We start from the raw sequence: 16,533 nt of genomic DNA, 5'->3' as shown, positions 1-16,533 counted from the left end.
ATCTGCGGACCGGTGGGGATTTAAATTCTGACCCGCCAACTGATAACTTCCGCATTCTGCTCTTACTCCTAATTTACTACATATAAAGATCGATTTCATTTATTTCAGTTGAATCAATCCATCTTTTATTAATCTTCAATCCAGCTGGCCGGTAGCGGTTAAATGTGTGTTCGGAAGGAACGTCTGTCCCATTCACTTTCACACGCGGCGCTGGTTCACCTGAAAAGTGATAAATGACTGTTACAGGATGTCCGTCAACCGAAAAGTTGAAATTCAGTCCATCCAAGTGTTCAGGCAGTGATGGATCAAGAATCAGTTTATCCCCTTCATCTCGGATACCAAGCACATGTGAGATAAGCTGGTTCATATAAATTCCCGGGCCGCTTGAATAAATGCGCCAGCCGCCTTTCACCTTAACTTTGCCTTCTTTCAGCAAATGAAAATTCTCTGCTGCATCATACCGCGTATTGAACTTCCCGTCTGAACTGCTGAAATAGGCATTGCTCTGGCGTAAGTCAGCGTTCGGCACCGATTCGTAAATCCCTACCGGGTTGATAGCTTTCAGACCGGCCCAGGCATCGTTGGCTTTCCCTATTTTAGCCATGGCTTCGATAAAGCGGATATGGGCGTGGACGTACTGAAGGCCTATCTCCCGGCCAAAATTTGCTGCTTGCTCAGCCCGTTTGAAGTGTTTGCTGACCCCGCCTTCATATTGGGCAGGCTGATTCATAAGACGCACACCATCCGGGAAAAACAGGTAATCTTTAATCAGCTTATAATGGTCTTTTACTTCCCCTTCATTAAACAACTCGCTGATCATGCTGCGGATCATTGGAAGAAGACGGTAATCAATCCCCGTTTTGCTGTCCGTTGGATGAAGCATTTTCTCAGGCTGGGCCTTATCTTCCAAGTATAAAAATCCCGGGATGACCTGATGATCCCTTATATAGGCCTGATAATCTTTTTCTATTCCCGCGGCAAGTTCAGCCAATTCGTCCGCTTTCTCAGGTGCGGGCGCCTTAATATTCCCTGCAAGCTGGGTCAGCACCTGGAACGTTAACGCAACCGTCCAGCTGCTCACCATGTACTGCTTCAGTTCCTGATTTGCCGGCTGCAGCGTATCATCCCAGTCTCCGTCACCGTAAGAAGACAAAAAGGTATCATGCAGAAAATGCCCTTTAATATAGTCAATCTGTTTGGTCATATGGCCTAGAAGAGTGTCCTTCCCATCGGTAAACTCCTTGCTTTCCCTGTTCGTGTAGGGCAATTCTTCATTTAAAAATTCCTTGTCTCCCGTTTTTTCCAAGTAATCAGCAAGCAGTTTAAGAGGCCAGACAACAATATCCCCGTGGCTTTCTTCCTGCTGGATGCGGGAATACTCGTCGAACATAAACCATTGGGGCCAGTTGCCTGTATCTTTATACTGATGAGAGTAAACGACCCTTAAGATATCTTTCACCTGGTCATATTTCTGCATGGCGAGGAAATATTCGGCAGGTCCCTGGCACACATCCCGTGTTCCCCAGGCTGCTGCGCCGTACTGCTCGAGTCCGTGCGGAACGGAATAATGGACGAGCATGTTATGCGTATACCACCAGGCAAGTGTATTCAGCCTTTCAAGTTCATGGGATGTAGAGCCGTTCATTTCAAGCTTAAATCCATTCATCAGATTTTTGATAAACTGCCGGTAGGCCTCTTTTTCATGAGAGAAATCCTTAAATGTATCAGGTGGAAACTCACCGCTCAAACTGCCGCTTATCACCATTTTCCAGGACGCTGTTTTGTCCGTTTCATGCACAATTAATGAAGCTGTTTCATGATCCGAATTTTCAGTTAATGCCGTTTCATCTTTCATCTGCGTGTCCGTACCGTCAAAGGTGAGTTTGAAAGCAAGTTCCGGGAAGACGCTGCTGCTCACAGCATTTTCATCTGCTGAGAAAATGTATGAGCCTTCTTTTTCTTGCACGAAGAAAGGTTGTTCGTATTCATGGTTTTCCATTGACACCTGATTTGTTACAAGAAAACGGTAAGCCTGCTTATTCTCTGATTCCACTTCCAGTTGGATAACCGGGTCGTCTGTCACCGTATAATTTGTCACGATGATCAGGTCATCTTCTGTTTTGTAATACCAGCGGACATAATTAAAGCCCATTTCAAATAACGACGGGACGGCAAGAAGCTGATACTTCCCCTCTTTTTCAATATAAATCCGCTGCCCGGAAGTTTTGGGGATATTTAACGGGTTCCGGGCGTTCGTTGTCATCTTGTTAAAGGACGTATTGTCCAGTGCCACCTGGGAATTGAAGATGCCATACATATAAGAGGTGGTAGTCATGACCTGCTGGTCCAGCCGGTCATTGTTCCCGGTCATTAAAATATGGCCGTGCGGACGTTCCATTCTCAGCTCTTTTTCGGGCAGCACTACGTGTTCGTAAGTGTCTGTGAAAAATGAGGCCAGTTTCCCGTCAGCTTTTTCCTCAAATATTTTTTGTGGAAAAAGGCTGTCCAGATCTTCTTCAGTGAGAGGAACCGTCTCTAACAGCCCTCCAGTAAATGATTTAAAAGGTCCTTTCTCGTTAGTGACAGGGGAAAGAGCTTGGTTTTTCACACGGTTCCATGCCTCTTCTGCCTCATCCTGGAATTCCAGCTCCTTAACAGGCCCAGGGTGGTTTTCTTTAAAAAGCCCGTAAAAAACGATTTCCTTGCTGCCGTTAAGTTGGAAAGAATAGGACTGGAGCGCAGTATAGGCAAATTCATACTGATAATTCATATTCGGGAAGGACGACCGGTTTAACAACTCCGGCTTATTGGTCTGCTTATATGAGAGCCCGAAGAATTGAAAACCGTCCGTACTATAACCCTTGGCACCTCCAAGGCATCCCTGCTGTATATAAGGGTTGCTGCCTGACTGTGGAAGATTCTGCCTACTTGTTACTACAAAGCCTTTTTCCTCACTTAGAAAAGGTTTGTGATCGATGTACTGGGAAGCGTAGGCTTCATTATTTCGGACCATTCCAGGCTCTCCAAGCCCAAGATCTTGGCCGTACACAATATCCACTTCAGTTCTTTCACCCTCTAATTCCACTTTCCAGAACCAGATGCCGGAAGGATCGGGGGAAAATGTCACGCGATAGGCGACATTTTCAAAGGTCCCTTTCCACTGCACAGAATCAGCAGCAAAATGGACAGTGCCGGCGGATTTCACTCCTACCAAAGGGCACCACTTAATTGTGCCTTCATTGTGAATACGCAAGAAAATATTATTTAAGGAACCGTCAATAACATTGCCATTCCATTGATTGATCATGCATCTCTGCGAACGGATCTCAAAAATATCACCGGTATTTAAAAAGGTAAATGTCAAATCCCCAGAAAGGATATCATGTTTATAAATAGGATGTGTCTCTTTTTTCACCTGTATCTCTCCTCGCCGTTTGTTTCAGACAGATCTAATAATTTCATCTATTCGTAAGTAAACCGGAGTTGTTCCGTATTGCGGCTATCAGGTCCGACACTTACTGTAAAATCGCCGGGATCGGCCCGGTAAGACAAGTCGCTGTGATGGTACTTTAAATCCTCCTCATTAATCTTAAAGACCACTTTCCGGGTTTCTCCAGGCTCAAGGTAAATTTTCCTGAAATCTTTCAATTCTTTCACGGGACGAATCACTTCGCCCACAAGATCCCGAAGGTACAGCTGAACTGTTTCTTCACCGGCTGTTGCTCCGCTGTTAGTCACTTCTACTGATACGTCAATAGACTCCCCGGCCGGTAATCTGTCTGATGACTGATGAAGCTCTGAATAGTCAAATGACGTGTAGCTCAGTCCAAACCCGAACGGGAACATGGCCTCGTTTGGAGCATCCAGATATTTTGATGCGTAACGGTCTGATGGGTCGAGCTCATCTTTCGGCCTGCCTGTGTTAAATGAATTATAGTAAACAGGCACCTGTCCTACGTTATGAGGAAAGGACATCGTTAGTTTTCCTGACGGGTTTTTATCACCGAACAGCAGGTCAGCAACCGCATTGCCTCCTTCAGAGCCCGGATACCACACTTCCAGCAAAGCATCGGATTCCTCGATGACACCGTGCAGGTCAAGCGGCCGTCCGTTAAATAAGAGGGTCACTACCGGTTTACCTGTCTTCCGTAATTCCTTCACCAGTTTCAACTGCGCGTGAGGCAATTGAATATTCGTCCGGCTGCCTGCTTCCCCGCTCATATCTGAATGCTCCCCAAGCGCCAATACGATCACATCGGATTGTTCAACTGCCTTAACAGCTTTCTCAATTTGCTTCGTTGTCACCGATTCAATGTGGCTGCCTGTTTCAACGGTAAGCCTCACACCCTTTTTCGATGCGATGCCTGTTTTCACTGACACGACGTCATTTTCAGGCCCAAAAATTGACCACGGTCCCATTAGGTCTCTGCTTTCGGCAAAAGGACCGATTAAAGCCACCTTCTGTTCGGTACTGAGAGGAAGAACATCTTCATTTTTCAGCAGGACGCATGACTTTGCCGCAGTCTCGCGGGCTGCCACCCGGTGCTCCTCTGACAAGATCACTTTTTGTTCGAGCTCTCTATTTGCGCCCCGATAAGGATTTTCAAAGAGTCCTAATTTATTTTTCAACTTAAGGATTCGCAAAACAGCTTCATCCAACAATTTCTCAGACACTTTATTTTCTTCAACCAGGTTTTTCAGATGCTGAATATAACAAGGGGTCATCATCTCAATGTCGACACCTGCTTTCAGAGATTTCAAAGCTGCTTCCCGGTTATCAGCCGCCACCCCATGGGGGATCGCTTCCATAACAGCCCCCCAGTCAGAAATTAGTACACCATCAAATCCCAGCTCACCTCTTAGCAGGTCTCTCATAAGCCGCCTATTGCTTGTGGCCGGAATCCCGTCTACCGTATTAAACGCCGTCATCACCATTTCGACCCCTTCATCTAAAGCTGCTTCATAAGCCGGCAAATAGTATTCTCTAAGCTGACGTTCCGACATATCAACGGTGTTATAATCCCTGCCTCCTTCAGGTGCGCCATAGGCCGCAAAATGCTTCACACATGCTGCGATTTTTGACGTGTTACCCGCCAGATCCTCTCCCTGGTAGCCACGGACAAATGCCCGGGCAAACTTCCCGTTTAAATATGGATCTTCGCCAGTTGTTTCAACCACTCTTCCCCAGCGAGGATCGCGGACAAGATCAACCATCGGTGAAAAAGTGACATGAAGCCCCGCTGCTGCAGCCTCTTTTGCCGCTATGTGAGCACTTTCCTCTGCAGCCTCAAGATCCCATGAGCAGCCCAACGCAAGAGGGACCGGGAAGACTGTTTTATAGCCGTGAATCACATCGGCCATAAATAAAAGCGGGATGCCCAGGCGGTTCCGTTCCAGGTAGTCTTTCTGGATTGAGCGGAGATCGTCCGCTCCTGCTGCCCCAAGAACGGACCCGCTGCCGCTCATATCTTCATCAGCCACTTCAAAGCTGGAAAATGGTCCGGTGATTTTATCCTGTCCGCTGTCTTTATGAATAAAAGAAGAAACGACCTGAGACATCTGGTCAGCTTTCTCTTCGATTGTCATTTTCTGGACTAATTCTTTTAACTCTGTATCGTACATACATTTTGCCTCCTGATTATGCGAACTGACATTTCCTTACTTAATTCCGGTCGTATTAAACCCTTCTACAATATATCTCTGTACGAATATGAAAAGGATTAGTACAGGAATAACCATCACTGTAGCCCCGGCCATTTGAAGGGCGAAGCTGCTTGAATGCTGCCCCTGTAATAGAGCAAGTCCTACGGATAGTGTATACAAGGCCTGGTCATTGGCCACAATTAACGGCCAAAGGAAACTGTTCCAGGCACCTACAAATGTAAGAATCGCCTGTACCGCCAGGACAGGTTTGGACAGTGGAATGATAATCTGGAAAAAAATACGAAACTCCTTCGCCCCGTCAATCCGGGCTGATTCAATTAAATCGTTAGGAATAGTAGTCATAAACTGACGGATCAGAAAAATGTTAAAAGCGGCAATTAAGCCCGGCAAAATAATACCTGACATTGTGTTCGTAAGACCCATCTGATTCAGAAGCAGATAAACAGGAATCATTGAGACCTGGGCCGGAATCATCATGGTCGCGAGCACAGCGATGAACACCGCTTCTTTCCCTTTAAACTGGAACTTAGCGAATCCATAACCTGCCATCGTATTAAAGAGAAGACCGAGCATCGCAAACAGAACAATTATGAGTGTGTTTGTAAAATAGGTGCCGAAGTTCAAATTCTGAAAGAGATTGATATAGTGCTCAAAAGTGAACTCCTGCGGCCAAAATGTCGGAGGCATGGTCCGTGCTTCCCTCTCTGATTTAAAAGAACTCAAGATCATCCAGATAAACGGGATAGACACAATAAATCCGCCTATTAGTAAAGCTGATGTTATTAACAGTTTTTCAAATCTGTTTTTCACAAGTGTTCACCTCAATTCTCTTTCGATTTGTTAAATGTAAACTGAATTAGTGTAGCTACGATAATAAATATAAATAATATGAGCGAAGCTGCGGCTGCATAGCCAAACTCGTTGTACTGGAAACCTCTTTCATAGATAAAGAGGGCCATAGACATAGTCCCATCGAGTGGTCCCCCTCCTGTCATGACAAACGGCTCCTCGAAGAATTGCAGCCAGCCGATCAACGTGGTCACAGTGACGAAAAAAGTGGCGTAACTTAAAGACGGAATGGTGATATACCTTAGTTTCTGTAATTTATTGGCCCCGTCTATATCAGCTGCTTCATAGAAAGACCGCGGAATGGACTGCAGGGCAGCAAGGTAGATCAGCATATTAATTCCGATTCCTTTCCAGACTGCAAGAATAATAAGCGAGATTTTTGCCATGAACGGGTGTTCGAGCCACGGGACATTCTGTAAACCGAGTGAATTTAAAATGAAATTAAACAGTCCTACATCCATGTTGTACAAAAATCCCCATACGACAGCAATTGCGACAATGTTTGTAATGGAAGGCACGTAAAACAGGACTCTGAAAAATGAGAAAAGTTTGTTTGACATATAATTTAGCATGAGAGCAACGCTAAGCGAGCAGACAATGACTAAAGGAACGCCTATAGAAACGTAAACGAGTGTATTAAAGATTGACCGGTGAAACAGCGGGTCCTGGAAAAGAGCGATAAAATTCTCGAAAGCGACGAATTCGATCATATCCCAGTTGCCAAGGCCTATGAGGTCAATATCAGTAAAACTGATCAAAAGGCTTACCAGAATAGGAAGCAATGAAAACATGATCAGCAGCAAGACTGCAGGACCGATAAACAGCCACGGTGTGAGGGCGTTTTTATGATTCACGTACCTTTCCTCCTTACATAAAGAGATCTGAGATAAGAGAGAGAGAAAGGCTGCTTATGAACCTTTCTCTCTAAACTTAACGTTATTTATTAGTCGAGGCGGTTGGCAGCCTGCTGCTGGAAGTTATCCAGTTCTTCATCTAGGTCCGCTCCGCCGCGGTTAATACGTTCAAGGGAAGACAGCAGATCCTGAGCGATATTTTCCCACTGGCTCAGTACCGGCGGTGCTACCGCTTCTTCAAGCTGGTCACCGAATACTGCAAGTTTTTCATCCTCCTGCAGTTCTTCATCGTCCCAAGCGGATTGTCGCGCAGGGAGCGTATTCGTCTCCTTGAACCATTCAATTTGGGTCTCCGGCTCTGACATATATGAAATAAATTCCAGCGCTTCTTCTGGATTTTCTGTTTCAGCAAATACGCTGAGGTGAGATCCGCCAATGGCTGACGCATTTTTTTCACTGCCAGGGAACATAGCTACATCCCAGTCGCCGTCAATGTCAGGAGCCTCGTTTCGGATAATGTTGATCATCCAAGGACCGCTCGTAAACATCGGCTTGGAGCCTTCTTCAAATCCCTGTTCAATCGGCACCCCTTCTGTTTCCTGGACCAATCCTTCAGCAAAATATGTGTGGTAATAATCCATCGCTTCCCTGAATGCCGGATCAGCGAAGTTTTCTTCAGCTTCCTCTTCATTAAACTCCCAGCCGTTTTGCCATGCAAAAATAGGAGGCACAAGCTGATCGTTCTGGTCAATATCAAAACCGTACATCCCATCGCCGCGGTCAGCTAACTCGCGGGATACTTCAAGCATCTCTTCCCAATTTTGGGGCGGCTCTTCGTAACCGTGTTCTTCAAGAATATCGGTGCGGTAAAATAAGACACGCGTATCAACATACCAAGGCACACCGTATATGGCATCATTATAGTAGGTAGTATCTAAAGCACCTTCAAAGAAATCGTCATTATTAATCATGTCATAGTCATCTTTATAGTCGGATAAGTCAAGAAACGCTCCTGCTCCTGCAAATTCAGCAACCCACGTCGTTCCAAGCTGGAGAACATCCGGCCCGTCACCTGATGCAACCGCTGTAAGCAAACTGTCATGCGCATTATCCCATGGGATCGCCTGGACATTTACTTCAATATTCTCATGTTCATTCTCGAAGCTTTCTACAAATGAACCGAGCGCATTACCTTCTTCACCCATCGCCCACACACTTAATGTGGTGGTCTCTCCGTTATTCCCGCCGTTGCTTTCTTCCCCATTGCCTCCATCAGCAGCATTGTTGTCATTTCCGCAGCCTGCGGCAACAATAAGCGATACACCGGCAGCCATCGACAAACCTTTTTTAAATTTCATCATTATCCTCCTCATTGGTGAAACGTTTCAATTTGATGCTAAAAATTTTTAATTAAAATTATAAATCCATTGAGTGAAACGTTTCTATTTCTGTCTACTATGATAAGTGAATACGCTTTCAAAAGTCAATGGCATTTTTAATAGTTTTTAAATAGTTCACTTTTTTATGGGAGATACTCCTTATCTTCGAACTGCACCTTACTTTTTAAAATGACTATTTGTTGTCATTTACTGCTCCCTTCCCTTATGTCCTGTCGTTCAGGTTATCATAATCCATCAGGAGGGTAGAATGATGAATATGATGGTTCTGGGATGAGAGAGGAACGACAAAGAAACACCTACGACATTTTGCTGAAAGTACCCAGTCGCAGGTGTTATTTGTTAGAAAAACACCCCCATTATTTTAAGAAAAAGTTCTCTTAATCACACGGTGATTCGTCATTTTAAAAGTTATTTTTTCTCCATGACAGCAAAATAGTTGTCTTCATTATCAGCAAAGTTAAAAACTCTGCCTGAAGGCATATTTACCATCTCTCCGACTTTGATATTTCTATTCAAAAAGTCGCTGCGTAGCTCGTCGAGGTTTTCAGAAAAAAACATTAAAGAAGGGGTATCAAGATTTAAGTCAGGTGACATTTTTGCAACTAACTCCTTATTATGCAAAATAATACGTGTTTCGGCGTCCTTTGTTGGAGCAATTTCAATCCATCTCATGCCTTGGCCGTTATTGTCTTCAGCAATCACACTAAATCCTGCTTTGTCTGTCCAAAAATTCAATGCCTCATCCTGGTTATTCACATACAGCATAATTTGACCAACTTTACTAATCATAGGTTTAGCCACTCCCTTAATTAAGTAACTATCAAATCCAATGCTCCTGCCTTCCCATCGCCAAGATCTTTCATATCCAAATGCCAACTTAACCGATTGGCAGCCGGTCAGTCACTCGCTCCTTAATTGTAGCATGGTAGGTTAAGTATAGTTTATTAAAATTTCGAATTTTACAAAATTAATTTAACTACCGCGTTTTAAGCGGAGGTTGAAGATAACTTATCAGGACTTCTTCTTTCACCTTTTTTAACAGGCTGCGAAGCAACCGTAAGCAGTTTTTATATTTATAACTCTGCTACTGTTTAATCACTATTGATTGTAAGTCCAAGACACAAAAAAAGACAAAGCTTTTATACTTTGTCCTTCCTCTTCCCGACCGGGGCTGCCAAGCCGCCTGACGGCTCTCCCATTCATCATTATAAAAGTTTTTCTTCATTAACTACTCACTTCACACGTTCTTGTAACAAAATTTGCTTAATTTCCTGAACGTCTTTTCTAAGCTCCTCGTTTTCCTTGTACAGCCGTTCCATCTGTTCCTGATGAGCTATTTCATCGTCGTGCCCAAGGTAATCCAAAATAACTGCAACGACCAGATTAAGGATGACCAACGCTGCGATGACGATAAAAGATACAAAGTATACCCATGCCCAAGGTATTTCTGCAATGACCGGTCTGGCCACCTGGCTCGCCCACGACTCAAACGTAACGACCTGCATAAGTGTAAAAAGAGAGGTGTGGAAGCTGCCGAAAAACTCATAAGGCAGGACATCTCTGAAAAAAGTGGTTCCTATAATGGCATAAATAGAAAAGATTAAGATCGATAATCCTAAAATTCCTGCCAGCGCCGGTACGGATCTCATGAGTGAATCAATAATTTTCCGCAGTGCCGGAATAGCCGGAATCATTCGTATGAGACGCAGCACCCTGATTAGTCTCAGTACGCTCACTAACGGCGTATTGTAAAAGATTAAACTGAGGGCCACAATAGAAAAATCAAAGATATTCCATTTTTCCGAGAAGTACCCTCTGGCTCCAAGGCCAATAATTTTCAATCCCAATTCAACGACAAAAATCCAGACGATAATCGTATCCAAAACTAGTAAAAAATCATTGCCCGGCAAATACGATTCCGCCACAATGACGACACCGTTTAAAAGAATAATCGCAATGATGAGTGGCTGAAAAAGCTTATGCTCGACGAGTTGTCTTATTTTTTCCCTAAAAGGACTGTTAGTATTTTTCTTCTGTTCCATATGTACCCGCATATCCCTTCCATTGTTGGTCTTCAACTTTTCTATTATATCATTTTCATTGGAGAGATAAATAAATTTAAACGTAAAATAGTTTAATATATATTAGAAAAGGACATTTTTTAATAGAGAATTTATACTGCACTGGCCTAAGTAAGATAAAAACGACAGAGGCATCAAGTGTACGGACTTGAGCCGAATCATAACTTAAAGGCTGAACGGGGCTTTGTTTCTCCAGTTTCGTGTTCCTGTCTCCTTTAATCAGACTCACTCACAAAAAAACGCCCCCTAATTATTCAGGAGGCGATTATCTTTTTATTTTAGTCTTCAATCCATCACGAGGTTTATTAAGCCTGGGAAAAAATCTTTAGGCAACCGTTCATCTTCACCGCTCCAGCCAGTTCAACGCTTCTTCCCTTTCCCCGTGTTCAAACTGTTTAATATTAAGACTTGGCACAAATCTGCTGAGTCTTCTTATCTGTGCGACCCATTTTTCGTTCGTAAATAAGGCAATCTTGTCTACATCCTTCGTATACTTGGCCATAGCTCTCAGGTCCATCGCCATCCCTCTCATACTGTATCCTTCAATGTCTTTTATATCTACCAGCAGGTTCACTTTATCGTTTTTATCTTTAAGCTGTAAAAATTTGCTTTCTACTTCCTTCACCTTATCTTTAGTCACCTTTTCATCTACTACTATTTCTAACACATGATCTATATGAGCTGTCTCTTTTATAAGCATTGTCGGCACACTCCTTAACTAGTAATTATTGGTTTTTTATACCCGTTTAATACGAATATCACACATGAGCATACTCAGAAGAAAATAAGGAGCGTCCGCTGCTAGTTAGATGAGAAAGCTCAGAAAAATCAAATAGCCGGTCTCCCCGTTCAGCACTTTCGTCTAATCAAAGGTTTGTCTTCTGCCATAATCACTAAGTTTTTTTTAAGGCCGGGAATCCCCTTCATATTCCTTTTCTATTTGCTTCGTGCTTCTGACAGTATCAATCGGTCTGACAGATTGTTCAATCTGCTCCCGTTTTGATTCAAGGAATGGCGGCAGAGATAACTTTTCACCGAGCGTTTCGTAAGGCTCGTCGCCCATGAAACCAGGACCGTCAGTGGCAAATTCGAATAAAATCTGCGGAGCGACCCGGGCATACAGCGATTTAAAGAAGAACCGGTCTACATAGCCGGAAGTCCGGAAGCCGAATTGTCGCAAATGGTCGTCCCACTCGTGCAGCGTTTTCTTATCCTCAATCCGGAATGCTGCATGATGGACAGTCCCGAACCCTTGGCGCGCCTCGGGAAGTACCGTGTTATGTTCCACGACGAGCTGCGCACCGTTGCCTCCTTCCCCGACTTCAAATAAATGAGTGGAGCCATCGTGGTCGATTTCCTTAAACTTTAATACTTTTTCCATCATCTCTTTAAAATACTTCATATCAGACACGCGGACAAATAACGGGCCAAGTCCTGTAATGGCGTATTCCACAGGGACAGGCCCCTTCTGCCAAGGGATCCCGCCGGCCACGCCCTCATTCGTTTCATCAGATATTAGCTGGTACTGCTGGTCGTCAAAGTCCACGAATGATATCGTCTTTTTCCCAAACTGTTCTTTAATGCCTGTATGCTTAACATCAAGTCGGTCAAACCGTTTCACCCAGTAGTCGAGAGCAGCGTCATTCGGAACCCGGAAAGATGTTTTAAATATTTCGTTTGTTCCGTGACGCCCTTTTGGAATCCCCGGAAAATCGAAGAACGTCATATCTGTCCCCGGACTGCCTTCATCATCTGCAAAAAATAAATGGTACGTCTGAATATCATCCTGGTTCACTGTTTTTTTCACTAAACGCATGCCTAACACATACGTGAAAAATTCATAATTCTTTTCAGCACTGCTTGTAATAGCCGTCACATGGTGAAGCCCTTTTAATTCATTCATAAGATAACCTCCAATTTGGCTTACTGCTGGACGCAGCGAGCTATAGTGTCTTATAAATATAAAGTTACTTTATTTTTTATAGTATTTCAACATATATGCTTTATGTACATTGAAAAAGGCGTTACGTCTTTTTAGTTTACCAGTGGTAAGGTAATTTTATGATGAAGGTGTAGAGGCACTTTGAGTTTTAGTGAGGAGCAGAATTGTGGGAGCTGGGAGTTATATGAGCCGCTCACTCGGCGGTCTCACTTCTGAGCGAACCTTTCCTTAATTTAAACCACTTAAATTCCCTTTTTCAGGCTTAATATAACTACGCCTCAGGTCTTAGTTTAAAAGTAGCCCCCGGTCTGTAGTGCTGCCTGGCAGCTAGCCATATACTTAATTTAGAAAGAATCAGTTGAGTTTCTAATAAGGTTGAGAGAGGGATGCGGGATGATGATAGTGAGGAAGTTGTTAGAAAGAAAGATTTTCATTGGATTAATGGTCGTACTTATTCTTGTTTCAGGCGGGCTGGCAATTAACAAGCTGGATAAAGAGCTGATGCCATCAGTCGACTTTAATATGGCGATGGTCACGATTCAGGCGGGTGATCTGCCGGTAACGGATGTGGAGACTCAGATTACCATCCCTGTGGAACAGGCGCTCTCTAATACGGATGGTGTTGAATCATATCAGTCATCCTCTACAACAGGAAGCAGTTCGTTATTTTTAGAAATCGAAGAAGGGAAAATGGATCAGGTAATAAGAGACCTGGAGACAGATCTCAGCCGAATCGAAAACGAGTTGTCTGCAGTAGAATTTACAGAAGTCTTCCCCATGAGTACTGATCAGAATTATGAATTTTATATGGAAATTTCAGGCGCGGACCTCGACAAGCTTACCGCGTTTGGACGGGATGTCGAAGAAAGACTCGAAAAGCTCGATGAAGTGCGTGACGTCCGGTTAAACGGATTACAGCAGTCTGAATATGTCATTGAGTTTGACAGCGAAAAGCTGATCGAACACGGACTTGATATCACCCAGGCCGCAGGTATGCTGCAGCAGGCGGACATGAATGTCTCTATTGGTGAGCTGAAGGAAGAAGAAAACGAGCCGTCATTGAGATGGAATTCAGCTGTGACATCTAAGGAAGACATCGAAGCAGTTCCTCTTCAGACTGTTAACGGCCCTGTGCCTGTTGACGATATTGCCGAAGTTAAATTGGAGCAGTCCCAGCAATCATCGATGGCGTGGAAAGATGGCAGCCGTGACTTTATTTTCGTTGAGATTGGAAGAGCAAACAACTTCACCCAGATCGAACTGGCAGAAGCCGTAAGAGCAGAAGTGACGGCCATTAAAGAGTCCGGAGCTGATGCAGGCCTGTCATTTACAGAGGTTGTTGCTCAGGCTGATTACGTCTCCTCCTCTATTGAGGGTGTGGCTCTGAATATTCTTATCGGCGGGCTTCTTGCATTAGTGATACTTCTCTCATTTCTAAAAAACTTTCGGGCGACGCTGATCGTAGGAATTACCATTCCTGTCTCTATCCTGCTCACATTTACAGTGATGTGGACGGCAGGCTACAGTATCAATATGCTCACGCTAATTGGCCTCGGCCTTGGAATTGGGATGATGGTCGATGCCTCCATCGTTATTCTTGAGTCCATTTACAGGAAAAAGGAACAAGGATATGAAGGTACAGAAGCAGTGATGCAAGGCCTTAAGGAAGTAACTTCTGCGGTCATAGCATCCATGCTGACGACACTGGTCGTTTTTCTTCCAGTAGGATTATTCGGTGGGGACTTTGCTGTTTTTATCCTCATTTTAAGCGTGGTTGTTGTCATCACGCTAGTCAGTTCAGTTGTGATTGCTTTTACCCTGATCCCAGCTCTCGCGGAGAACTTTTTAAAACTGCGGGAAAAGGACAGACATAAACTGAACCAGCGCAAACCTGTCACTGAGGGATACGGCAGGATGATTCACTGGCTAAGCGGCAAAAAACGCAGACGTTACAGTTTGATTATTCTATTTTTTATTGTGTTCGTCTCATCTATGGCACTGACGACGAAAGTGCCGTTCACACTGATGCCGGATGTGTTAAACCGTTATGCCGAAGTCGGTGTGGAACTTGAAAGCGGCTTGACACAATCCGAAAGAGAAGAAGTTGTCCAAGCAGCCCAGTTTAAGTTAACAGGTGTGCCTGACGTCGAATCTGTTATTTTTATGGATTCTGTTGATTACTTATTTGCGTTAATCAATATGACTAAAGGAGATAGAATTACGACTGATCAACAGGAAGTCAATGAGGCGATTAATGACGCTTTAAGGGAGCTGGAGCCCGATTATCCGGTTAAAAGCGTCGGGATGTTTGCCGGCCCAGGGAACGGAGAACCGGTGCAGTTATATGTTAAAGGAGAGGAATTGACGGAAACGGCTTTAATCAGCGGAAACCTTCAGGAAGAGCTGGCTCAGGTAGACGGTCTGGTAAATTTGAAAACATCCGCAGACAGTCAAGTTGAAGAAAGGCAGTTTATGTTTAAGGAAGAAGCCTTAGAAGAGGACGGTCTTACAAAAACCGACCTGTACCAGCAGCTTCAAGGCGTTTTTTCAAAAATTCCTGTAGGTGAAGTGCTGGAAGACGGTATGTCTGTCCCTATCCTTGCAGCTTCAAACACAGTAATCGAAAGTGAAGAAGCGTTAGAAACCTTTGAGATCACAAGCGCTTCTGGGGTAAACCCGCTCAGTGACTATATGGAGCTTGAAACAGTTTCATCGCCTCTGCAAATACAAAGGGACAATGGAGACAGGTACGTCACTGTCACAGCAGAAATTGAAGGCCGTGATTTAGGAGCGGTCACACGGGATGTCCAGTCCATCGTTGATGAGTTTCAGACCCCGTCAGGCTATTCAGTTGCCGTAGCGGGAGATATGGAAGCTCAGCAGGAAATGATTATGGATTTGCTTATCGTCCTAAGTCTCTCCCTTCTACTCGTTTACATGGTAATGGCCGTTCAGTTTAACAGCCTCGTCCATCCATTGATTATTATGTCAGTTATTCCAATGACAGCTGCAGGGTCTGTGTTAGCTTTGCTGATCACCCAGCGGGAACTGAGCGTGCTGTCTGCTCTCGGGATATTGCTGCTGATCGGAATCGTTTTAAATAACGCCATTTTGTTAATTGACCGAATTAAGCAACTGCGGTTAGCCGGCATGCCTGTGAATGAAGCAGTAGCCGAAGCGGGTAAAAACAGGATTCGCCCGATCTTCATGACCACGTTAACGACAGTTGGCGGCATGCTCCCTCTCGCTGTGGCTGGAGGAACAGCGAGCGGCTATCAGGCTCCTCTGGCAACGGTGATTATCGGGGGACTGTTATTCGCAACCTTAATTACATTAGGGTTAATCCCGTCCGTCTATTTAATGGTGGAGGATCTTAAAAGAGGAATACGAAAACTGTTTTCAAAAAAGAAACACACGACACCTGAGTTAAACGAAAAAGCTTCTTAAAATTACATTGAAAAAGGGACGAAGACATGTGCTTCGCCCCTTTTTGGTATTCTCTTTTTTCACTAACGCTCTTCTATTTCTTAACTGAAAGTCAAAATTCTTAAGGACCGAATAAAATAGTCAACCCCGAGTGCCATTAACATAAATAATTGATTGTGTACCTAAAACAATGAAAGCCCTGCCTCGCTTCCACCTTAACGGCTTTTTGTCCATGCCAGTGTAAAACAGGATGGCAAAATCAAGTGACTATTTCATTGAGCAATTTGGTGATTACAAATGTCTGTAGAAGAAACCTA

General features: G+C 44.1%; 10 protein-coding genes. 1 reads left to right on the top strand and 9 read right to left on the bottom strand.

Annotation, left to right across the window (positions count from 1 at the left end; all coding sequences use genetic code 11):
* Positions 1 to 76: 76 nt before the first annotated feature.
* The 9 genes from K8O68_RS10805 to K8O68_RS10765 all read right to left on the bottom strand — a co-directional run bounded on the left by K8O68_RS10805 (position 77) and on the right by K8O68_RS10765 (position 12,751).
* Positions 77 to 3,415 carry a GH36-type glycosyl hydrolase domain-containing protein gene (locus tag K8O68_RS10805; protein ID WP_230896895.1) on the bottom strand — a complete coding sequence of 1,113 codons (3,339 nt, stop codon included), beginning with the start codon at positions 3,413 to 3,415 and terminating at the stop codon, positions 77 to 79.
* A 47-nt stretch (positions 3,416 to 3,462) separates the two neighbouring features.
* Complete coding sequence (bglX, locus tag K8O68_RS10800) at positions 3,463 to 5,622, bottom strand: beta-glucosidase BglX (RefSeq protein WP_230896894.1); 2,160 nt, start codon at positions 5,620 to 5,622, stop codon at positions 3,463 to 3,465.
* Between the two features lie 36 nt (positions 5,623 to 5,658).
* Positions 5,659 to 6,474, bottom strand: a complete 816-nt coding sequence (locus K8O68_RS10795; protein ID WP_230896893.1) for a carbohydrate ABC transporter permease — start codon at positions 6,472 to 6,474, stop codon at positions 5,659 to 5,661.
* Between the two features lie 11 nt (positions 6,475 to 6,485).
* Positions 6,486 to 7,367, bottom strand: coding sequence for a carbohydrate ABC transporter permease (locus tag K8O68_RS10790; protein WP_230896892.1), 882 nt, complete (start codon positions 7,365 to 7,367; stop codon positions 6,486 to 6,488).
* Between the two features lie 89 nt (positions 7,368 to 7,456).
* On the bottom strand, positions 7,457 to 8,728 hold the full coding sequence (locus tag K8O68_RS10785) for a sugar ABC transporter substrate-binding protein (protein WP_230896891.1): 1,272 nt from the start codon (positions 8,726 to 8,728) through the stop codon (positions 7,457 to 7,459).
* 447 nt (positions 8,729 to 9,175) lie between these two features.
* A complete protein-coding gene (locus K8O68_RS10780; RefSeq protein WP_230896890.1) occupies positions 9,176 to 9,556 on the bottom strand; it encodes a VOC family protein in 381 nt (126 codons plus the stop codon).
* Between the two features lie 443 nt (positions 9,557 to 9,999).
* Entirely contained in the window at positions 10,000 to 10,809 is an 810-nt protein-coding gene (locus K8O68_RS10775; protein ID WP_230896889.1) for an ion transporter, read from the bottom strand.
* 382 nt (positions 10,810 to 11,191) lie between these two features.
* Positions 11,192 to 11,548, bottom strand: a complete 357-nt coding sequence (locus K8O68_RS10770) for a SpoIIAA family protein (RefSeq protein ID WP_230896888.1) — start codon at positions 11,546 to 11,548, stop codon at positions 11,192 to 11,194.
* 204 nt (positions 11,549 to 11,752) lie between these two features.
* Positions 11,753 to 12,751 (bottom strand): ring-cleaving dioxygenase, encoded by a 999-nt coding sequence (locus tag K8O68_RS10765; RefSeq protein WP_230896887.1) that lies wholly within the window; start codon positions 12,749 to 12,751, stop codon positions 11,753 to 11,755.
* 432 nt (positions 12,752 to 13,183) lie between these two features.
* Here K8O68_RS10765 and K8O68_RS10760 point away from each other — a divergent pair, with 432 nt between their 5' ends.
* The gene (locus tag K8O68_RS10760) at positions 13,184 to 16,237 is read left to right on the top strand and encodes an efflux RND transporter permease subunit (protein WP_230896886.1); all 3,054 of its coding nucleotides are present in this window, start codon (positions 13,184 to 13,186) and stop codon (positions 16,235 to 16,237) included.
* The last annotated feature ends 296 nt before the right edge of the window (positions 16,238 to 16,533 follow it).

Source organism: Salipaludibacillus sp. CUR1 (assembly GCF_021028955.1).
GTDB lineage: Bacteria > Bacillota > Bacilli > Bacillales > Salisediminibacteriaceae > Salipaludibacillus.
The sequence above is the reverse complement of the archived record's forward strand: the minus strand, read 5'-3'. Positions and strand labels throughout refer to the sequence as shown.